Source organism: Nostoc sp. DedQUE08 (assembly GCF_034530895.1).
GTDB lineage: Bacteria > Cyanobacteriota > Cyanobacteriia > Cyanobacteriales > Nostocaceae > Nostoc.
In genome coordinates this window covers 1-21,993 of the sequence record NZ_JAVRCD010000094.1, presented here as the reverse complement: position 1 = coordinate 21,993, position 21,993 = coordinate 1, and the positions used below count along the sequence as shown (strand labels likewise).

Below are 21,993 nucleotides of genomic sequence, written 5' to 3'. Positions count from 1 at the left end.
ATATTGCTGTTTACGCTGCTTGATTGAATTAAAAATGGATAAAGTCGAGCTAAGTTGCAATATAACTTAGAAGAATTTATAGTAAACAGACTTTGGCAATTAGAGTATAAATTATCATGCTATCCAAGCTAGAGCGAAGTATAAATCAGCGTAAGTGCTTTGAAGTAATTAGAACTAAAGATAACTCAGATGTATAATTAGCCCGTCTCCTCCATAATCTTTATAAAGATCGCGATTTAGGACTGGCAGGCTTTCTATTTTTTACTTTAATTAAGGGGCTTATGTGGCAACAAGAAAAAAAAGATACTTTGATAGTCAGACTGTTATTATGGGTTGCCTTAGCTACAACCCCGATGGCAGCATCTCTGGTGGTATCAGCTCCGATGCTGGCACAATCTACACCTGAAGCTACCTCTTCGCCACTGCCACAAACAGTGCAGAATGAACCGATAGTGCGGATTGACGGTTCCAGTAGCTTGAGTGCAATCAACCAAAGCCTGAAAGAAAGTTTTGAAAAACAGTTTGTCGGTAAAAAGGTTGAAGTTGCTGCTAACGGCACTGAGAAAGCGCTGAAAGATTTGCTAGATGGCAAAATCGATATAGTCGCAATGGGGCGCGGGTTAACGCCAGCAGAAAAAGCTCAAGGACTAGAGCAAGTTCGTTTGCAGCGTGAGAAGATTGCGATCGTGGTTGGTGCAGAGAATCCTTTTAAAGGAAGCTTGACTAGTAGGCAATTCGCCCGGATTTTTCGGGGACAAATTACAAATTGGTCACAACTGGGAGGGCCTTCAGCCAAGATTCGATTCATCGATCGCCCGAACACGAGTGAAACTCGCAATACTTTTCGTACTTATCCAGCCTTCAAAACTGCTGAATTTGCTACAGGTGCTAATGCTACCCAAGTAAGTGACGATAATACCGCAGAAATCATCAAACAACTGGGCAAAGACGGTATCAGCTATGTGTTAGCTAATCAGGTATCGAAGTTGAAAGATGTGCGAGTTCTGCAATTACATCAAGCCTTGCCAGCTGATGCGAGATATCCCTTCTCGCAACCTTTAGTTTACGTTTACAAAAAAGATCAGAGTTTAACCACAGTAGATTTTCTTGGCTTTACCCTAGCACCCGCAGGACAGCAGGCTATAGAAAAAGGTAGAACTGCCGAAGCCGAGGCGATCGCAGCCAGCGTCTTACAACCTGTTGCAGCTGCTCCAGGTATCCAAACTACACCAGCGCCTACACCTTCCCCTAGTGCCACTAGTTCTGCATTTGGCGAACAGCCCTTTGTGGCTGCACCTACACAAAGCGCTCCAATTGTAAATAAAGAAACACCATTGTGGTTGCTGCTACCTGTCTTTTTTATAACTGTAGGTGGCTCTGTACTATGGTGGATTCTCAAAAAACCCCCATTGCCCCCTGAGGAAACAGACAATTTACCAGAATCAAATCCTCATCCACCCAATGGAGAAACGGCGGCGCTCGATGCTGGCACAGTTTCCTCCCTGAATGGAACGACGCTGGAGGAACAAGCAGTACCGGACTTTCAAGAGCAAGAAAACCCCGATCGCACTCCTTTCAACATCTACGCTCAAACACAATCCGATCTGAACCAAAATGCTACTCAGGAGACAGCAAATTTAGTCCAAGAGACAAGTAATGGTACTTCTAACCTCTATGAAGGTGCGACATCGAGCGTAGCGAATGGCTCAGAAAATAACAATTTGGGAGCCGCAGCTTTAGGTGGTGCGGCTATAGCAACAGGTATCGGGGCGGCTACCTGGTCTACCTTTAACAACAAAGAAAGAGAACCAAATGCAATTGATGAGACATCCGAACTAAATAATTATACGGAGACATACACTCCTGAGTCTGATGAAATTGCATGGGATATAGAAGCTCCGGCGGCTGTAGTAAATACTTCATATCCTTACCCAGGTAATATTCCAGAAGAGTTGTCTGATGTGGAACTGCCTTCATCTGAGGTGACAGCCCCACTCCCGGAATTACCAGATGTGCCACAAGCATCATCTGATTTTGGATACTGGGACACAGCAATTAGTGAAGATCGGGCAGACGAGGAACTTCAGGCAGAATTGAATTGGCTAGAGAGTATCACCTCAACTGAAGATACAGCCTCAGTTGATGAATTGCCTTTAGTGGAATCTGACGAAACGACAGCAGATGTGGAAGCATCAGAGACAGATACATCTTCACTGCTCGATTTACCGGAATTTCCAGAAGATGTATTGAGTAAAGATGCATTGAATGTGGTAGCGGACGCAGCCGAACCCACTTTAAGTTGGCCAGAGTCAGAACTTCCTGCCGAGCCGACTGTTGAAGAAGCTAACTCCACAGATTTGGGCGCAGCCGCAGCTTTAGCAGCGGGCGCGGGAGTTGGCGCTTGGGCTAGCACTTTCGGAGCGGATGCTCCAAAAGAGACGATCGCAGCCGAAACAGCTAGTGGTTTGGTTGATGCTGATGAAGAAAGTAGTATTGTGCTCACACCGCATACTTATACATCGGCTCATGTCTCTTGGGAGATTTCCCCAGCCAAGAAAGCAGAACTGTGGCAACAAGGCGGTACTCAATTGGCAGTGCGGCTGTATGATGTGACTGGCATTGATTTGAGTTATCAAACTCCGCAGCTGGTGAAGCAGTATGAATGTGCAGAGACAGCACACGATCGCGTTGTCGAAATTCCCCAGAGCGATCGCGACTACATAGCTGAAATTGGCTATCTCGCTTATGGCGAACACTGGTTACTCATCGCCCGTTCTGCAATTGTTCGTGTCTTCAGTCCTGTGAATCCAGAACCCATAGTTGATGATGTGGCAATGGCAGGCGAAACAGCTATTGGTTTGGTAGATACTCAAGAAGAAAGCAGTATTGTCCTCACACCAGATACTGATGGATCGGCTCATGTCGCTTGGAAGATTCCTGAAGCCAAGAAAGCAGCCCTGCGGCAACAAGGCGGCTCTCAATTAATCGTGCGACTGTATGATGTAACTGGCATTGACTTGAGTTATCAAACTCCGCAGCTGGTAAAGCTGTATGAATCTGAAGAAACAGAAAACGACGGATTGGTGGACATTCCCCAGAGCGATCGCGACTACATAGCTGAAATTGGCTATCTTGCTGATGGCGATCGCTGGTTATTCATCGCCCGTTCTGCGATCCTTCATGTCTTCGGCCCTGTGAATCCAGATCCCGTAGTTGATGATGTCGCAATTGCGGATAAAACAGATGTTGATTTGGTAGATGTCGAAGAACAGAGCAGTATTGTCCTCACACCCCGCACTTTCCAATGGGCTGAAGTCTCTTGGGAGATTTCCGAAGCTAAAAAAGCAGCACTGAGACAACAGGGCGGCTCTCAATTGGTAGTGCGACTGTATGATGTAACTGGCATTGACTTGAGTTATCAAACTCCGCAGCTGGTAAAGCTGTATGAATCTGAAGAAACAGAAAACGACGGATTGGTGGACATTCCCCAGAGCGATCGCGACTACATAGCTGAAATTGGCTATGTCGCTGATGGCGGTCGCTGGTTATTTATTGCCCGTTCTGCGATCGTTCGTGTCTTTAGTCCAGTGCCTACAGAGCCGACAACAGATTCCACTGTTGAAAATGTTGTACCATTAGTCAGCGAAACCGCTATTGGCTCGGCAAATGTAGAAGCAGAAACTACCCCAGAAGAAAGTAGTATTGTCCTCACACCCCGCACTCCCAAGTGGGCTTATGTCTCTTGGCACATTTCCAAAGCTCAGTCTGAAGCACTACAACAACAGGGCGGTTCTCAATTAGCAGTGCGGCTCTATGATGTGACTGGCATTGACTTGAGTTATCAAAGTCCCCAACTTGTCCAGCAGTATGAATCTGAAGAAGTAGCACGCGATCGCTTTGTGGCGATTCCCGTCAGCGATCGCGATTACATGGTTGAAATTGGCTATATTGCTGATGGCGATGCCTACGGCGGTGAACTACGTTGGTTACTTATAGCCCGTTCCGCTAACGTCCGGGTTTTCAGTCGTCCCCACGGAGATTTTTGGTTCGTGGCTGATGCTGAGTTAATTATTCACGGAGCAACTCAACCAAATACCAACGTAAACATTGGCGGCCATGCCATCAAAATCAAACCTGATGGTACTTTCCACCTACGTCTTCCCTTTTCAGATGGTTTAATGGACTATCTGATCACGGTAGCTGCTGATGGGGAATCCACAAGAACTATTCATAAGAAGTTCTCTCAGGAAACTTCCGAAAGCTAATAAGCTAAACCACATCTAATTTGCATAATCTGAAATTGTACATTTATTGTGGGGTGGGCGACACGAGCGCCCAATATATGTAAGTTAAATGTGGAACAGTTTATTACCTTGAGTTATCTCCTCTAACCCGAATGGCACTACAAAAGCCCAAAAGCTTATGTCATCTTGTTCCCAGCCTGGAGGCTGGGAATGTATCTCAAGTGGGCTTCTGCCTCTTGTCAACCTACTAGAGGCGGAGTCTCACAGAATGGGTTAAGAGCCTAGAGGCTCTTAACCAGTTAGAGCAAGGGCTGTATATTTATTAGTGCCATTCTCCTCTAAACCAATTCTCCCTTTTCAGGGGTGTAGGAAGGGGGGATTTTATTATGCCAACTTTCGTTTTCATCCCTGTTAGGGGAAATGATTATAATACGATTCGATTAAGGTTTTTTGATGAAAATTATAGATCGCAAAAATGTGATAAATCATCACAAAGACACGATTCATCGCGTATTGTAGAGACGGCGATTCATCGCGTCTTTTGCTCTAGAAAAATTTCTTGAGCTAGACATTTTCTAAATGCTAACTTCTACAGGTGACACAGGATTTGGAGCGTTTTTTTAACTATGAAACATAGACATAAAGTAGCTTTTAGCTTAACATCGCTGATTGGTCTTAATTTAATCTCTAGCTTAGTTGTATTTGATGAGGCGAGCGCCGCGCCACCGAGAACCCCAGACAAAAGTGTAAATTGCGAGATTTTAGTTGTGGGTGGTGGACTTTCTGGTGTCGCCACAGCTTATGAGGGTTTGCTAGCAGGGCGAACAGTTTGTCTGACGGAAATTACTGACTGGCTGGGAGGACAAATTTCTGCTCAAGGAACATCTGCGTTAGACGAACGCCCAACTCAACGAGCTTTAAAATTCTATTCTCGCGGCTATCTGGAATTACGAAATCGGATTGGACGTAAATACGGTAAGCTTAACCCAGGCGACTGCTGGGTAAGTGAATCGTGTTTTCTTCCGCATGATGCTCACGCCATTTTGACCCAGATGCTTAAAGATGCGGAAAAGCAGGGCAAAGGAAAATTGCAATGGTTTCCCAACACAGTAATTAAGGATTTGGAAATCGCTGCTGATGGCAAAATAATTAATAGTGCGATCGCAATTCAACATCAACCACCAAAAGGCGCACCACCTCTCAATACTTTTACGTTATCTCAAAGCATTGAAGATGCTTATCGCTACGAAAACTCGTCTCGGTTTACCAAAACGATTGTCCGTTTCATCCCCAAAGCAACGAAAGAGGATGCTTCTAAATGGTATGTCGTAGACGCTAGCGAAACAGGAGAAATTATCGCTCTTGCTGATGTTCCTTACCGATTAGGCATTGATGCCCGTTCTTACCTAGAACCTTCTGCTTCCAGCGCTAATAACGACCCCTATTGCCCTCAAGGTTTTACCTACACCTTTGCAATGGAGTCCACCAAGGAACCGCAACCGCAGACAATGCCTGCATTTTATCCCCAATATGCGCCATATTTCAGCTATGAATTAACGCGATTGGCTAGCTTTGATTTAGTTTTTACCTATCGTCGCATCTGGAGTCCAAATAAAGGGAAACCAGCAAAATTCGGCGGTGTAAGTTTTGATGCTCCTACACCAGGGGATATCTCGATGCAAAACTGGACTTGGGGTAATGACTACCGCCCCGGAACAGCCCAAGATAACCTAATTTATACCCGCCAACAATTACAAAGTACTGGACAGTTAGAACCAGGGGGTTGGATGGGAGGACTGCGGACAGAAACTCTCCGCAAGGCTGAGGAAAATGCTTTATCTTTTTATTACTGGCTGGTAGCTGGGACTACAGATTCTCAACTAGGGGATGGTGTCAAGAAGCCGCAAACTAATAACCGCTTTGTTTCCGGTTTAAATTCACCAATGGGGACAGCGCATGGTTTATCAAAATATCCCTATATGCGAGAAGGACGGCGGATTATTGGCCGCCCCAGTTGGGGACAAGCCGAAGGCTTTGGGATTGGAGAAATTGATATTTCCCGCCGAGATTATAACGATGAGTATTACTCAAAGACTCTGCCAGCAGATATGTATCGTCAGCTACGAGCAGCAGTTGCAGGTTTAGAAGCAATATCAGTAATTGACGGTAAAATTCCACCAGACAAAGCAATGCGACGGACTCGTTCTACCATTTTCCCCGATGCTGTGGGTATTGGTCACTACGCCATAGATTTCCATCCTTGCATGGTGAATAGTCCCGCAGAAGCCCCTGGAAACACAGAACGTCCCGGCGAAAGACGTGGCGCAGGTCAAGCTTACCCCTTCCAAATTGCTTTGAGGGCAATGATTCCCCAAAAAATTGATAATTTGCTCGTAGGTGGTAAAAGTATTGCAACTAGTCATATTGCTGCTGCTGCCTATCGAGTACACTCATTTGAATGGTCGGCCGGCGCAGCAGCGGGAACTGTAGCTAGTTTTGCACTCAAAAATGCGATCGCACCTTACCAACTAGTCGATGATTTACCTAAACAAGAGCCACAACTAGAAGCACTCAAACGGCTTTTGCAACAAAATGGCAACCCTACAGCCTTCCCAGATACATCTATTTTTAACGAAAACTGGGATAATTGGAAATAGGGACTGGGGACTGGGGACTGGGGACTGGGGATTGGGAATAGGGGATTGAATTCTTACCAATACACAATACCTTTACTCTTAATATCAAGTCCGACGATCGCTTGTAATAAGATTTATCATGTAGGTTGGGTTGTAGCAAGATCCCCGTAGGGGTACGGCAGTGAAATCCAACATCAACAGGGATCAAATGTTGAGTTTCGTTCCTTAACCCAACCTACAAATATTACAAGTGTTTAAGCAAACCTGATATAACTACCTAACTCTTAACTCCTAACTTCCCAATCCCCAATCCCCAGTCCCCAATCCCCAATCCCCAGTCCCCAATCCCCAATACCCAGACAATAAACTAAACTAATTACTTGTAGTGTAGTTTTGTAAAATTATCTTGACCAATTGTTTTATGGTTATGACACTTTCAGCAGATGTTTACGGGATGTCCACAGCACCAACTATAGCTCCTGAACGGTCTAATCAAGTTATCCGTAAGACTTATCCGAATTACAAAGTGATTGTATTAAACGATGATTTTAATACATTCCAACACGTGTGTGAATGTTTGATGAAATATATTCCGGGAATGAGTGGCGATCGCGCGTGGGATCTGACTAATCAGGTACACTATGAAGGTCAAGCGATCGTCTGGGTCGGGCCCCAAGAACCTGCGGAACTGTATCACCAGCAACTGCGCCGAGCAGGTTTGACAATGGCACCTCTAGAAGCAGCTTAATTATTATGGGCAAACCCTCCGTAGATCCCCTGCGCACGGCTTCTCTACGAGACGCTACGCGAACACAAAAAGCTGCCAGACTGGTATGGAATCACTCAACACACCTTTCTGGTCTTATCCCCATTTTAGAACGTCTTTGTCAGCAGGATGGTATCCAAACTGTGACGCCGGGAGTGATTGGGCGGTCAAAAGGTCATTGTCCAAAAATGCAACTACGCGTCTCAGTACCTATTCGCGGCGGCTATAAAGTAATTGCGCGGCAGGGGAAAACGGTACAAGAGGTCTTTATTTTAACAACTTTGTCCCAAGATCAACTAGAAGCTGCATTAGCGATCGCTATGAGATGTTAATCATACCCAATGCCCCATGCCCCATGCCCCATACCCAATAACTATTCCTCAACTCGATGTACTGCAAATTTGTGTAGTGGTAGACTAACAATACAAGAAAAAGTTAAGAAATATGACAGAGCCGTAGTTATTTTCAAAGTCATGACTACAGATTCCCAGCCAGGTAAAACTATTTTTTCGATGCCAAAAGCTACACAGTAAACTAGCCAGTAACTAAAGCTCATTCTAAACAGAATTCGCTCTGTTTCTTCCATCTCATTTGTTTGCTGCTTACCATCCCACAGTAACAACAGTCCAATAATGCAAGCGACAAAGGAAACAGCAACTACAGATTCGTGACAAAATATATTTAACGAATGCATTTGTGTTTATTCCTACATTTTTTCAATTGAAACTCAGTCTAAAGGAATATTCCTTGCAGATATACAAATTATTTACAAACCTCAATAGAATAAAAACTGCTGAGTGAAAAATCTAACTTGCAACTCAGCACTCGTAACTCGATTAACCTGCAACCCTAGTTGCCAAAATTGAAGCATTTGCAACAATTGCTCTTTCATGTATAAGAAAGGTTTAAGTCTTTCTAAGAAATATATAAGCAATTGCTGGAAAGGTTTAATACTTTGCAACAATCGTTCCTTCATATATAAGAAAGGTTTAAGTATTTCCAAGAAATATATAAGCAATTTCTGGAAAGGTTTAATACTTTGCAACAATTATTCCTCCATATATAAGAAAGGTTTAAATGATTGCAGCAATTGTTGTAATTAACTTATAAATTAATCTTACTTAAAAAATCAATCAAAATCTTTTAAGTAAAATTAACTGCCCTCATCCCCCAACCCCTTCTCTCGTTCCCAGTCGGAGACTGGGAACGAGGAAAATTACCCCACCCGAACCCACCCCGTATAAAGGGGAGGGAACTAGATTTTCTTGTTTCCCCCCTTGTAAAGGGGGGATTAAGGGGGGTAATTTGACTTGTATGTACACCGTAGCCCAATTTATAAGAGACATTTAGGGCGAAGGCTTTTGATAAACATAATTTTGCGCCACTTTCCAATAGCGCGAGAACCGTTTCAAGTCAATATAGCCGTCATAGCCAAAAAACGGTTCTACCTCTAACACTTCCACTGCTATAGAACGCTCCATTTGATTACAGATATCATCAAACCTGGGACTGGGACTATTGGCTGTGACAACTAAATTGGCATCATGTTCTTGAGCAAAAGCTAAAATTTCTTGTGCCACATTGCCACGGCGAATAACAACAGGTAACTCTAGCAAACATTCGTAGATAAAAGTCAGACGTTTAAGACTCAATTGCCATTCTTCTATCAAAGCCTCGTCCCAAACCCAGATAGCTGGAACATCCGAGTATTTGTGTAATGCGGGATTATTTGGACTGAGGCAATCTCCATGTACCCAAACAATTGGTTTAGTCATTTGTCATTTGTCATTTGTTATGGGGCATTTGTTATGGGGCATTGGGCATTGGGCATTGGGCATGGGGCATTGGGCATTGGGTATTAGACAATAATTAATAGTTCTTCTTCCCCTGCTCCCCCTGCCCCTCTGCTCCCCCTGCCCCTCTGCTTCCCCCACTCCCCCTGCTCCTCTTCCCTTTTTTATCACGCTGCCAACTTTGGCTATTAGGTTGTTTGCTAAATTCGCCTTTGGGAAAAAGTCGCTGTTCTAATTCTTCATAGCTACCTTCAAAATCACAATGACCGTAAAGGGGACATTTCTCACAATAAATCCCTTTGGTGTAGCGTTCTAAGTTTTCACGGTTGAAAAAATACGGTTTCTGACTAAAGGTGCTAGCAACCCACTGCCATGACATATTATTACTAGCAGGATCTCCATCTAAAAGATGCTCAAGAAACCATTTGGCTCCAGCTTGCCAACGAATACGCCGCCAATGGACAATATAAGCCGCTAGCCACATTCGGGCGTGGTTATGTAGATAACCAACTTCTCTCAAATCATGACTGAAACTGTCAATGCAAACCCTGCCTGTACTTCCTTCTCTAATATCTTGCGGGAATTCGGGTGCATATTCGTCCACAGTATAACCAGTTTTGTACTCTTCTTGGTCTTTCCAGATTTCATCCCCCAACTTCATATACAACCGTTGCCAGTAGTCGCGCCAACCTAATTCGTTAATTAGTTTCGTAGCATCCTCTTGTTGCTGTACGTGATTGAGGACATAATCTCGAATTTCTCGCAAACTCAAAACGCCATAGCGGATGTAAGGTGAAAGACGCGTGATAGCACCTGCGAAAAAATTACGTGTTTGGGCGTAGCGAAGGGGGTCGATTTTTTGCAGCGCTGTTTCTGCCGCTTTGCGTCCCCCCACAGTTTCGCTGATGTGGTTATCGCGTTCTGCTGCACCTGGGAATTGTTCGAGCAGGTAGGCTACCAACTCATCGCGGTTGGTAAATTCGCGTTGCATATCTTTAGGCATTATCAGCAAATTATGAATGGTTACGTGCGTAGGCGATCGCTCAATATATGTACAATTCTAAAGCGATATCCACGACGAGTTACGCTTACACAATCTCTCACATCCCATCATGAGCAACATTCCCCAAGTCGGACAACCAGCGCCAGATTTCTCCACTCCTGACCAAAATGGCAATTTAGTCACTCTCGACGACCTCAGCAGTCAGTGGGTTGTCCTCTACTTCTACCCCAAAGATGATACACCGGGCTGTACCACCGAAGCGAAAGATTTCAGCGAGTTGTATCAAGACTTCAGCGCACTAAGAGCGAAAATCTTAGGTGTAAGTCCAGATTTGGGTAAATCCCATTGTAAATTTATCAGCAAACATAACTTGGCGATCGCCCTTTTAAGTGACCCAGAACATCTTTTAATCGAAGCCTACGGCGCTTGGCGATTGAAAAAATTTATGGGTAAAGAATATATGGGTGTTGCTCGGTCAACTTTTCTAATTTCACCTGATAGAATTATTGTCTATACTTGGCCCAACGTAAAAACCAAAGGTCATGCTCAAGCAGTTTTAACTAAATTACAGGAATTGGCAGCCACGTAAAATTCCAAGTGAGTCAAATTGGTCAAATCAATGTGGAAACCAGTAACGTTATCATCAAAGTAACAACTCAAACTGTTAGATAGTAGTATATTCAGTTGAATAATATTATGGTTAAAGCCATTCAAGCGCATAATGTCAGCCTTGCTGATTTAGAAGCAAAGTTTGGTCTGAAACAAGCTGAAAATGAAGATTTTTTTACAGAGTGGTTTGACACTCCTCCAGAAATAACAGATATAGAAAAGCAATATCTAGACAGGGTGAAAACTAATTTTATGAGATTGGTAAAACACCCACCGCTTTTAGAAAGTGCAGTTAAGATGATAGTGCTATCTCCTTTATTAGACTTGGCAGGATTCTATCAAGAGCCATTTTTGATCGCTACTGAAGAATCTATTGAAATTGCCTTGGAAGATGAAGAAGAAATTATTAGAGGACGTATTGATGTTCTAGTTATTCAAGAAAAGTTGTGGTTGTTAGTCATTGAATCTAAAAGGGCTAGTTTTTCTCTTTTAGAAGCCATACCCCAAGCACTGGCTTCTATGTTGTCTAATCCTAGTCAAGACAAACCTGTTTTTGGATTAGTAACAAATGGTAGTGATTTTATTTTCCTGAAACTTACCAAAGGCAATCAGCCAAAGTATGCTATATCTGACCAATTTACACTTTTGAAACGAGAAAGTGAACTGTATCAAGTTCTAAGCGTATTAAAAAATTTGAGTCAAAGTTTGAGTTAATAATTATGTCTATTCGTTCTATATACATTGATTCCCACGCTACTACACCCGTAGATGAACGAGTATTAGCAGCAATGATTCCCTACTTCACAGAAAAATTTGGCAACCCAGCAAGTATTAGTCATGTTTATGGTTGGGAAGCAGAAGCTGCTGTGAAACAAACACGAGAAATTTTAGCAGCAGCAATCAATGCCACACCAGAAGAAATTGTCTTTACGAGTGGTGCAACAGAAGCAAATAATTTAGCTATAAAAGGTGTTGCGGAAGCTTATTTTAAAAAAGGTCAGCATATTATTACTATTGCCACTGAACATAGTGCAGTAATCGATCCTTGTAATTATTTAAAAAGTCTTGGTTTTGAAATTACTATTCTCCCTGTCCAAAAAGATGGATTGATTGATTTAATTGAGTTAAAAAAAGCTTTCCGTCCTGAAACGATTTTAGTATCGGTGATGGCTGCAAATAACGAAATTGGCGTGTTACAGCCAATAGCCGAAATTGGGGAAATGTGCCGCGAACACCAAATCATTTTCCACACCGATGCCGCCCAAGCTATTGGTAAAATTCCCTTAGATGTGCAAGCGATGAAAATTGACTTAATGTCTCTAACAGCACATAAAGTATATGGGCCCAAAGGCATTGGAGCGCTGTACGTTCGCAGACGCAACCCCAGAGTGCAACTGGCTCCCCAGCAGCACGGCGGCGGACATGAGCGGGGGATGCGTTCTGGTACATTGTATACACCGCAAATTGTCGGCTTTGGCAAAGCTGTAGAAATCGCTTTGGCTGAACAAGCAACAGAAACCCAACGCCTCACCCAATTAAGACAAAGATTATGGGAACAGCTATCGCAAGTTGAAGGAATTCATCTCAACGGACATCCTCAACAGCGATTGGCGGGAAACTTGAGTATCAGTGTTGAGGGAGTGGATGGAGCCGCGCTTTTGCTGGGATTGCAGCCAGTAATGGCAGTTTCTTCTGGTTCAGCTTGCTCGTCGGCAAATACTGCTCCTTCCCATGTTCTCACAGCCTTGGGACACCCTCAACAGCTAGCTTATGCCTCCGTGCGGTTTGGCATTGGCAGGTTTAATACAGAAGAGGAGATTGATATTGCAGCCAAACATGCGATCGCTACCATTCAAAGTTTACAAAATAAACGGTAAGCATAAAAGCCAGCAGAGCCTCTTTTTTAGACAATCGCTTTTCTAAAACTAAATATTATCTGTGCGATTCCCCATATCAAAAACATTAAATTCAATTCCTTCTAACTTCAGCCTCAAAGCCTCTAATAATAGGTTTACCCTTTCTTCAATAAAAATAGTTAGGGCGTTTTCTGGAAGTGCATCGGCTCTTGACCATTCAAGAATGATCGTCGGTATAAGATGAGAACGTAGCACTGTTTCTAAATCAGGCTCGTCATATTCTTTGAGATAATCTAATGGATTTTTATCGCTAATTTTCAAATTAGTTATTTGAGACAGATAGGCAATATTCATCAAGCTGTCACATTCTATTTGACTAGCAATGCCACTTTGCTTAATAAAATTAACTGGAAATATATGGTGTAAGTTAGGCTTATCTGTTAGCAAATAATAAACATCAGACAAAATATCTCTATGAGGTTTTGCCCAATCTTGCGGCTTGTGGTTTGCATAAAGTGATAATATTGCTCTGGATAAGCGACCTCTATAACTGTAAAAAGATTTCCTGAGCGAATTTTTATCAATATCAAACTTATTGAATGAGTAAGTACTATTAGCCTTTTGTTGATTAACAAAGTATATATGTTCCCAGAGGTGTGTAGTGTTTGTTAGTAAATCTGCATTATGAAAACTATAATACCAAAAATATTTATTTAAAAAACTATAATCTGGTTTCTCATTCCGATAAAAGTATGCTGTAATAGTCAGGTAAAAATATCGGTAAGGGATTAATCTTCCACCTTTAATATGCAAAATATTATCAAAGAAATCAAAAGTTTTAGCAACGGCTATTTTAAAATTAGACCATACAGCTTCAATATGTTCTGTTTTTAGCTTATTAAGATACATATCAGTAATATTTTGTATCCCAGCTTCGGGAAATTCAAGTTTTACCACTACAGCTAGCATCTGTAGCAATGTCCAATTATCAATATTGGCATATTGACTGCTAGAAATAGTTTGTTTAAATTTATCAAATAATTCACGAAGATAAAATCCAGAGATATTATTTGTCTTATTTTCAGAACGAAAGGTCTTAGCAACCACAATATCAAAGATATCCAAGGGTTTACCAGCTTGATTAATCCGCTCAAATATTTGACAAACTTCCGCAACTTCAATACCTCTTAACTCAATAAAGGAAATTTTGTAATTAGCAAAAACTTCCCTAATTCTCCTAAATTGTTGCATATAAGGATGATCGAATTCTCCATGAACACTCGTATAAATATTTTTTTCTATTTCTCCATATTTTTTTATAATATCTAGTAAACTCACAATCAGTTTATCTTGATAACGTTTTTTTCTTCCAGTGTTTGCTCTTAGCTGACCATCTCTATCATCGATTTCGTCCCAAAATAAGAATCTTTTTGCATAGCTTGTATCATCAGTTGCATCAGTAAGTTCAATAGTTAAATCTATATATAGTGTTGGATCAAAATTTTCGTTATTAGCAATCTTGCCCCCATAGATTGATGTTAAAAGAGAAGTTGTTCTTTGTTGTCCATCTAAAATGTACTGATACTCATTAGAGTAAAAATTATCAGCAAATTTTATGCCACCTATTTCTCTATGACTTTCTAGCTTTGTATTAGTTTTCCAAATTAGAATACTTCCTAAAGGATAAAACTTATAAATACTATCCCAAAGTTTTTTAACATTCTCTTTCTCCCAGACAACATCTCGTTGAAAGGTTGGAATTTGATACTTATGTGAGAGAAGACTTTCCAAATAGAGAACAATACTCTGAGCATCCGGCTTTATGCGTTCAGTAGATGTAAACATTGAATTAACCTTACCTAACGTTGAGTAAATATTAAGATTGGTGTGTGAATTTCACTTAGTCAAGTAAAATTCCATACAAAGCTAACTGATATTTAATTAAGTGGCAACTCAGATTTTAGAAAATCTCTGCAACTTTTCTTCCATACCAATGTTGCCCTGTAAGCCGCCTGTGTGTACTAGCAACAAGCGATCGCCTCTACAAAAAAATCCCTGCTGTAGTAAATCCATCACTCCGTAAAACATTTTGGCGGTATATACGTAATCGAGGGGTACGCCATGTTCCTGTGTGAACTGTTGGCTGAACAGTATTAACTCGTCGTTCACTTTTGCATAGCCGCCGAAATGATAATTACATACCAATTCCCAGGAAGCAGGAGAATTATATGGTGTGGGTAAATCAGAAGCGAGGTAATTTGTCAATAAACTTTCGATTTCTTGTGCAAGAAATGCGCCATTTTTTAATACGGGAAAAGCGATCGCTCTTTGTTTTTCATGCAACGAAAGCGCAATACCTGCTAATGTGGTGGCTGTACCGCAGGCTACGCAGATGCGATCGAATGCGATCGTCGCACTAGCAACTATTTCTGTGCAGCCGCGCACACCATTTAAATTACTCCCACCTTCGGGAATGATAAACACCTCACCAAAACTTTGTCGCAGATATTCCTGTAGTGCTGGTGTGTTGCGCTGTCGATACATTTCGCGGTTTAGATACACAAGCTGCATACCCTGTTGTACAGCAAAACTCAGCGTTGCGTTTAATGGTAGCCTCTCCTCTCCACGAATTACGCCGATGGTGCGAAAACCGAAAAGATTACCAGCCGCCGCAGTTGCATAGATGTGATTGGAATAAGCGCCGCCAAAGGTTAGCAGTGTTGTAAAATTTTTCTTTTTGGCCTCTAAAAGATTGTATTTCAGCTTAAACCATTTATTGCCGTTAACCCACGGGTGCATGAGATCCAAGCGCAGCACATACAGTTCAACACCAGCGTGACGGGCGATTTCGCTGTTGATTTGCTGTAGAGGAGGAGTAATTAAGGTTAACGACATCTGTCAAGATTCTAACTTAGAATTTGCATTTTCTCACGTTCATTATCGAATATAAAAATAATGATAAACATTGAGTAATTCAATGGTAAGTCAAGCTAAATGATGAATAAATCTTTCTAATGATTAGCTTTAGAAATTGGCATTTTACTAATTGAGTGTTTCAGGTAAATATAAGAAACAGAACGCTCGCTCCAGATAATATTCTTTTGGAGAAAAGAAATGGTTGCACTCACACAGCTTACTCAAGTTATTTCCAATCCTGGACGTTTGACGATTGAAACTGTTGAAATCGCTCCTCAAACAACTGCTATACGTTGTCTCGATTGGGATAGAGAACGTTTTGATATCGAGTTCGGTTTACGGAATGGTACAACCTATAATTCTTTCTTAATTCAAGGAGAAAAAGTTGCCTTAGTTGACACATCTCACCGCAAGTTTGAGCAATTATATCTTGAGGTAGTGACGGGATTAATCGATCCAACTAAGATAGATTACTTGATTATTAGCCATACAGAACCAGACCACAGTGGCTTAGTGAAAGATATTTTGGAATTAGCTCCCTCCATTACTGTTGTTGGTGCAAAGGTAGCTATTCAATTTTTAGAAAATATGGTTCACCAGCCTTTTAAATCAATGCAGGTGAAAAGTGGAGAACGCTTAGATTTAGGCAACGGACACGAACTAGAATTTATCTCTGCACCTAACTTACACTGGCCTGACACAATCTTGACCTATGACCATAAAACTTCCACACTCTACACTTGCGATGTGTTTGGGATGCACTACTGTGATGACCACACTTATGATGAAAATATCACTTTACTTGAGGAAGATTTTAAATATTACTATGATTGTCTCATGGGGCCGAATGCCCGGTCTGTCTTGGCAGCTTTAAAGCGGATTGAAAAGTTAGAAATAGCAACTGTTGCTACGGGACATGGCCCTTTATTACAAAACTATATCTCCGAATGGCTGGGACGATATCAAAACTGGAGCTTAGAACAAGCAAAAACAGAGACTTTAGTGGCTCTATTTTATGTTGAAGATTATGGGCATAGCGAACATTTAGTCCGTAACATTGCACATGGATGCGCAAAAACAGGTGTAGCAATAGAATTAGTAGACCTCAATAATGCAGAACCTCAAGAAGTTCGAGAATTAGTTGCACAAGCTTCTGGTTTAGTAATTGCAATGCCACCCCAATCTTCGGTAATGATTCAAGCTGCTTTAAGTACAATTTTGGCTGCTGTTCACAAGAAGCAAGCAATTGGTTTATTAGAGTCGGGAGGGGGAGAAGATGAACCAATTTATCCGTTACGCAATAAGTTTCAAGAACTGGGATTAACTGAAGCTTTTCCACCTATTTTAGTTAAGGAAATTCCTACCCAAGCAACGGAACAACTTTGTGATGAAGCGGGGACAGATATGGGTCAATGGTTAACCCGCGATCGCACCATAAAACAAATCAAATCTATCAATACTGAGCTAGAAAAAGCTTTAGGGCGGATTACCACAGGATTATACATTATCACTGCCAAAAAAGGAGAAATTCAGAGTGCGATGTTGGCTTCATGGGTGACACAAGCCAGTCTTGAGCCTTTAGGAGTAGCGATCGCAGTATCCAAAGATCGGGCAATTGAATCCTTGATGCACGTTGGCGATCGCTTTGTTTTAAATGTTTTAGAAGAAGGCAAATATCAAGGATTAATGAAACATTTCCTCAAGCGTTTTGCTCCTGGTGCAGATAGATTTGCGGGAGTGAAAACATATCCAGCTAAAAATGAATCGCCCGTTTTAGCTGAAGCTCTAGCTTACATGGAATGTGAAATCACTAGCCGTATGGATTGTGGAGATCATTGGGTAATTTATAGCACAGTCCAAACTGGAAGAGTTGCCAACTTACATGCACTTACAGCCGCCCATCACCGGAAAATTGGCAATCATTACTAAATTGTCATTTGTCATTGGTCATTGGTCATTTGTCATTAGGCTCCTCTGCTCCCTACAGACGTGATTCATCGCGTTTCTACCCACTCTAGTACAGGCGCGATTCATCGCGTCTCCTAAAAACTATGTATAAATCTGTTGAAAATACCCCGATTACAATGTACGAAATTAATCGTGGGCGCGTTGTCCGAAGCTTGGAATTTATCCAAGATGTAATTGTAATTTCTTTGTGTATCGGTTTATTTAGCTTCATGGTGCTTCAGGTGAGAGATATGTTTCTCTCCTTACTTCCACCTTTAGATTTTCATGCTGTTACTGCCGATATTCTCTTTTTACTTATCTTAGTTGAGCTATTCCGACTGCTGATTATTTACCTACAAGAACATCGAGTATCTATTGGAGTAGCTGTTGAAGTTTCTATCGTTTCCGCATTGCGAGAAGTCATTGTTAAAGGTGTTTTAGAAACAAGTTGGAGTCAAGTTTTAGCAACTTGTGCCTTTTTATTAGTGTTAGGAGTTCTACTATTCCTGCGAGTTTGGCTACCCCCAACTTTTGAAGGTATCGACCCGGAACAAGAAGTATCTAAACGCTATAGAAGCCGAGCAAAGTCTGAACTAACACAAACCAATGGTCATTAAAAATAGGAAGTAGGCTTGCTGTGAGCGTAGTCGAACGGAAGTGGGTAGAGACGCGATTAATCGCGTCTGAATCTTCTGTTATGCCCAATGACGGCAGTTGCTCCACTTGGTGAGCGAGTCCGGTCTTGTTGTTTCAACAAAGAGGAACTCGCTCTCCCGAAGGGGGAGACCCCATCGCCCTTGGCGTCTCCCCTTGGGAGAAGACCGCACTGCCTCCCCAATGCCCAATTCCCCATTATTAAGAGAGGTTATTATGTCTGCTGCCACATTAATGCCCAACCATAGCAGAGATGTACAAGTTGCTGAAATTGGTAAAAATACTCTGATTCTACGATCGCGGACTTGGGATAGATTAAAATTTGAAGTTGAATATTCCCGCCAACGGGGAACTACAGCGAATTCTTATCTGATTCAAGCTGATAAAAAGGCTTTAATTGACCCTCCCGGCGAATCTTTTACTGAAATTTACCTTGAGCAGCTAGCACAACATCTAGATTTCATCTCTCTCGATTACATTGTTCTCAGTCATGTCAATCCGAACCGCAGAGCAACCTTACAAGTATTACTCTCTCTGGTTCCTCAAGCCACTCTCATTTGTTCTCGTCCCGCCGCCAATGCTCTCAAAACTGCCTTTCCCGAATTTGAATCACCTATTCAAGCGATGCGATCGCAAGATACTCTAAATTTAGGACAAGGACATCTTCTATCATTTATCTCCGTACCAACTCCCCGGTGGGCGGATGGACTTTGTACCTACGATGCCGCTACCAAAATTCTCTACACAGACAAACTTTTTGGCGCTCATATTTGCGAAGATACTTTGTTTGATGAAGATTGGAAGGGATTAGATGCGGAACGTCGTTACTATTTTGAATGTCTCCATGCGCCCCAAGCGAAACAAGTCGAAGTAGCCTTAGATAAAATATCGGTTTTGGGAGCCAGATGTTATGCCCCAGCACACGGGCCAGTTGTCCGTTACAGCCTCAGCCGTTTTACTTATGATTACCGTCAATGGTGTCAAGGACAAAAATCTCAAGAATTGAGTGTCGCTTTGCTCTATGCTTCTGCTTATGGAAATACAGCAATTCTGGCAAATGCGATCGCTCAAGGTTTGATCCAAAATGGAGTTAATGTAGAATCAATCAACTGTGAATTAGCCGATTCTGCGGAGATTAACCGCATTGTAGAAACCTGCGATGGCTTGATTATCGGCTCACCTACTTTAGGCGGCCATGCACCGACTCAAATTCAAACTGCTTTAGGAATAGTTCTCTCGGTGGCAGCTAAAACTAAGTTAGCAGGGGTGTTTGGTTCTTACGGTTGGAGTGGCGAGGCAATTGATTTAATCGAAAGCAAGCTCAAAGATGCTAATTATCAACTAGGATTTGAAACAATTCGAGTGCGTTTCAGTCCGACTCCTGAGATTCTTCAGCAGTGTCAAGAAGCTGGTACTTTTTTTGCCCAAAACTTGAAGAAAACTAAAAAACTGCGGACTTCCCGCCATATTGTGACAGAAACCCATGTAGATCGTACCGAACAAGCGGTGGGGCGGATCGTTGGTTCTTTGTGTGTTGTGACAACTCGTGATGAAGAAACTCACAAAGGGGTTTTAACTTCTTGGGTATCTCAGGCAACTTTTAACCCGCCAGGAATTATGATTGCGATCGCTAACGAGCAAAATGCAGAGTTAATGCATCATCCTGGCGATAAATTTGTGCTGAATATCCTCAAAGAAGGAAGAAATGTCCGACGTTATTTTTCTCGTCATAGCACTTTAGGCGATAATCCTTTTGCAAATCTTGACACAAAAACTGCTGATAATGGTTGTTTGATTTTGAATGAGGCATTAGCCTATTTAGAATGTACAGTGCAAAATCAGCTTGAATGTGGCGATCGATGGTTAATTTATGCCGTCATCGATCGCGGTGAAGTGTTAGAAAATGATGGTGTCACGGCTTTGGAACATCGGAAATCTGGCAGCTATTATTAATCTGACTTTTTATAGTATGTAGAAAACCTCTCTCTAAATCTCTCTCCTAAAAGGAGAGAGACTTTGAATTTTCCCCCTTCCCGCGACGAGTTGGCGGTTAGGGGGTTAGGTTTTTCGTGGGCTTTCCTAAATAACGTGAAAAGTCAAGTACACACAAGTCTTTTAAAGTTGCAATGGCATTGTTTCGACTGACAATGCCATTGTTTTGATCGACAATGACATTGTTTCACGGGATCTGGAAAACCTCACTTTCATTCCTCTCTGCTCTTAAGACTACGGTGTACACACAAGTCTTGCCGCAGCCATATCTTTATTAATAAATCTCGCACTACGTTTCTATTTTGCCTCTGATTTTTTTCATGCATCTCCCTTTAGTAGTTTACTATCTTGAAACGGCTAGTATACCTATTATGAAAAGCACAAACTTCATTTTGCGAGAGGGAAGGATTGAAGATGCTCATGAGTGCGGTTCAATCTCTTACCAAGCGTTTAAGATCCTCGATGAACGATATAATCTTACCACAGACTGGGCTTCTCCTGAAGCTACAATTAAATCGTTTTCGTCTCTACTTAAACGTCAAAATGTTTACTCGGTTGTAGCGGAGCTAGATGGACATATTGTGGGCAGTAATTTCCTCTGGAATAATGGGGCAATTGCTGGAATTGGGCCGCTATCTGTTAACCCCATAACGCAAGGACGTTCAATTGGTAGGCATCTCATGCAATACGTCTTAGATTACGCACGGCAGCAAGAGTTTGCAGGTGTCAGATTAGTGCAAGCTGCTTATAATAGTAGTTCATTATCCTTATATACTAAACTCGGATTTCGTGTGCGAGAACCGCTTGCAGTCCTAAAAGGTACGGCGCTTCAACTTGAAGTTTTAGGCTATGTGGTTCGTAAAGCAACCGCAGCAGATATCGATATCTGCAACCAACTCTGTTTTCAAGTTCATGGTCATGTTCGCCAGATCGAATTACTTGATGCAATTGAGCAGCAAACGCTTACAGTAGTTGAACATAACGGTTGCATTACAGGATACATAACTGTACTTGGCTTGGATGGACACGCAGTTGCACAAAGTAATCAAGACCTCAAAGCACTACTGAGCGCTGCAACAGCAATTTCCGAATCAGGATTTCTCTTGCCAACGCGCAATACTGAGTTATTGCACTGGTGCTTAGAGAAAGGATTGCACATAGTTCGACCAATGACATTGATGAGTATGGGACTGTACAACGAGCCAGTAGGCACATTTCTACCTTCAATACTTTATTAAATTGCCTATTGCTGCAACCACTAAACTAAGTCAGCACATTTGTAACAATGGTCAACAAAGTGCAAATGGAATGTGGCGATCGATGGTTAATTTATGCCGTCATCGATCGCGGTGAAGTGTTGGCAAATGATGGTGTCACAGCTTTAGAACATCGGAAATCTGGCAGCTATTATTAATCTGACTGTTCACTCTTGTCTAACAATACCTCTTTCTTTGTAAAGCTACGGTATACACACAAGTCTTTTAGAGTTGCAATGGCATTGTTTTGGCTGAAAATACGATTGTAGGACTTACGCATCGTACATAAGTACTAAACACAATTTGGGTATTTTAGCCATG

17 protein-coding genes are annotated in these 21,993 nt (G+C 42.0%); 12 read left to right on the top strand and 5 right to left on the bottom strand.

Translation table 11 applies throughout. The annotated features are described in order from the left end of the window. Window positions 1–281: 281 nt before the first annotated feature. The 4 genes from RMY64_RS34770 to RMY64_RS34755 all read left to right on the top strand — a co-directional run bounded on the left by RMY64_RS34770 (window position 282) and on the right by RMY64_RS34755 (window position 7,978). Window positions 282–4,265, top strand: a complete 3,984-nt coding sequence (locus tag RMY64_RS34770) for a DUF4912 domain-containing protein (protein ID WP_322702457.1) — start codon at window positions 282–284, stop codon at window positions 4,263–4,265. Between the two features lie 605 nt (window positions 4,266–4,870). Continuing rightward, complete coding sequence (locus RMY64_RS34765; RefSeq protein WP_322702456.1) at window positions 4,871–6,901, top strand: FAD-dependent oxidoreductase; 2,031 nt, start codon at window positions 4,871–4,873, stop codon at window positions 6,899–6,901. Between the two features lie 400 nt (window positions 6,902–7,301). Beyond that, window positions 7,302–7,628 carry an ATP-dependent Clp protease adapter ClpS gene (gene clpS, locus RMY64_RS34760; protein ID WP_292738203.1) on the top strand — a complete coding sequence of 109 codons (327 nt, stop codon included), beginning with the start codon at window positions 7,302–7,304 and terminating at the stop codon, window positions 7,626–7,628. Between the two features lie 5 nt (window positions 7,629–7,633). Then, window positions 7,634–7,978: a DUF2103 domain-containing protein gene (locus tag RMY64_RS34755; RefSeq protein ID WP_322667710.1), complete on the top strand. Its 345-nt coding sequence runs from the start codon at window positions 7,634–7,636 to the stop codon at window positions 7,976–7,978. Window positions 7,979–8,019: 41 nt separating this feature from the next. Here RMY64_RS34755 and RMY64_RS34750 read toward each other — a convergent pair whose 3' ends face one another. From RMY64_RS34750 to RMY64_RS34740, 3 genes are all read right to left on the bottom strand, one after another. Further along, window positions 8,020–8,340 (bottom strand): hypothetical protein, encoded by a 321-nt coding sequence (locus RMY64_RS34750; RefSeq protein ID WP_322673634.1) that lies wholly within the window; start codon window positions 8,338–8,340, stop codon window positions 8,020–8,022. Window positions 8,341–8,992: 652 nt separating this feature from the next. Next, the gene (locus RMY64_RS34745) at window positions 8,993–9,421 is read right to left on the bottom strand and encodes a hypothetical protein (protein WP_322674086.1); all 429 of its coding nucleotides are present in this window, start codon (window positions 9,419–9,421) and stop codon (window positions 8,993–8,995) included. Between the two features lie 94 nt (window positions 9,422–9,515). After that, window positions 9,516–10,442, bottom strand: coding sequence for an FAD-binding domain-containing protein (locus RMY64_RS34740; protein WP_322691735.1), 927 nt, complete (start codon window positions 10,440–10,442; stop codon window positions 9,516–9,518). Between the two features lie 109 nt (window positions 10,443–10,551). Here RMY64_RS34740 and bcp point away from each other — a divergent pair, with 109 nt between their 5' ends. From bcp to RMY64_RS34725, 3 genes are all read left to right on the top strand, one after another. Continuing rightward, entirely contained in the window at window positions 10,552–11,031 is a 480-nt protein-coding gene (bcp, locus tag RMY64_RS34735) for a thioredoxin-dependent thiol peroxidase (RefSeq protein WP_322702455.1), read from the top strand. Between the two features lie 107 nt (window positions 11,032–11,138). After that, the gene (locus tag RMY64_RS34730) at window positions 11,139–11,765 is read left to right on the top strand and encodes a type I restriction endonuclease (RefSeq protein ID WP_322702458.1); all 627 of its coding nucleotides are present in this window, start codon (window positions 11,139–11,141) and stop codon (window positions 11,763–11,765) included. 5 nt (window positions 11,766–11,770) lie between these two features. Continuing rightward, complete coding sequence (locus RMY64_RS34725; protein ID WP_322702454.1) at window positions 11,771–12,928, top strand: IscS subfamily cysteine desulfurase; 1,158 nt, start codon at window positions 11,771–11,773, stop codon at window positions 12,926–12,928. 48 nt (window positions 12,929–12,976) lie between these two features. Here RMY64_RS34725 and RMY64_RS34720 read toward each other — a convergent pair whose 3' ends face one another. Both RMY64_RS34720 and RMY64_RS34715 read right to left on the bottom strand, forming a co-directional pair. Next, window positions 12,977–14,752, bottom strand: a complete 1,776-nt coding sequence (locus RMY64_RS34720) for a GmrSD restriction endonuclease domain-containing protein (RefSeq protein ID WP_322702453.1) — start codon at window positions 14,750–14,752, stop codon at window positions 12,977–12,979. Window positions 14,753–14,860: 108 nt separating this feature from the next. After that, the gene (locus RMY64_RS34715; RefSeq protein ID WP_322702452.1) at window positions 14,861–15,802 is read right to left on the bottom strand and encodes a 1-aminocyclopropane-1-carboxylate deaminase/D-cysteine desulfhydrase; all 942 of its coding nucleotides are present in this window, start codon (window positions 15,800–15,802) and stop codon (window positions 14,861–14,863) included. A 219-nt stretch (window positions 15,803–16,021) separates the two neighbouring features. Here RMY64_RS34715 and RMY64_RS34710 point away from each other — a divergent pair, with 219 nt between their 5' ends. From RMY64_RS34710 to RMY64_RS34690, 5 genes are all read left to right on the top strand, one after another. Continuing rightward, window positions 16,022–17,752: a diflavin flavoprotein gene (locus RMY64_RS34710; protein WP_322702451.1), complete on the top strand. Its 1,731-nt coding sequence runs from the start codon at window positions 16,022–16,024 to the stop codon at window positions 17,750–17,752. A 122-nt stretch (window positions 17,753–17,874) separates the two neighbouring features. Beyond that, window positions 17,875–18,387 (top strand): phosphate-starvation-inducible PsiE family protein, encoded by a 513-nt coding sequence (locus RMY64_RS34705; protein WP_322674095.1) that lies wholly within the window; start codon window positions 17,875–17,877, stop codon window positions 18,385–18,387. Between the two features lie 253 nt (window positions 18,388–18,640). Next, a complete protein-coding gene (locus tag RMY64_RS34700; RefSeq protein WP_322702450.1) occupies window positions 18,641–20,377 on the top strand; it encodes a diflavin flavoprotein in 1,737 nt (578 codons plus the stop codon). A gap of 410 nt (window positions 20,378–20,787) precedes the next feature. Continuing rightward, window positions 20,788–21,654, top strand: coding sequence for a GNAT family N-acetyltransferase (locus RMY64_RS34695; RefSeq protein WP_322674097.1), 867 nt, complete (start codon window positions 20,788–20,790; stop codon window positions 21,652–21,654). A 47-nt stretch (window positions 21,655–21,701) separates the two neighbouring features. Beyond that, window positions 21,702–21,830: a hypothetical protein gene (locus RMY64_RS34690; RefSeq protein WP_322674098.1), complete on the top strand. Its 129-nt coding sequence runs from the start codon at window positions 21,702–21,704 to the stop codon at window positions 21,828–21,830. Window positions 21,831–21,993 lie beyond the last annotated feature (163 nt).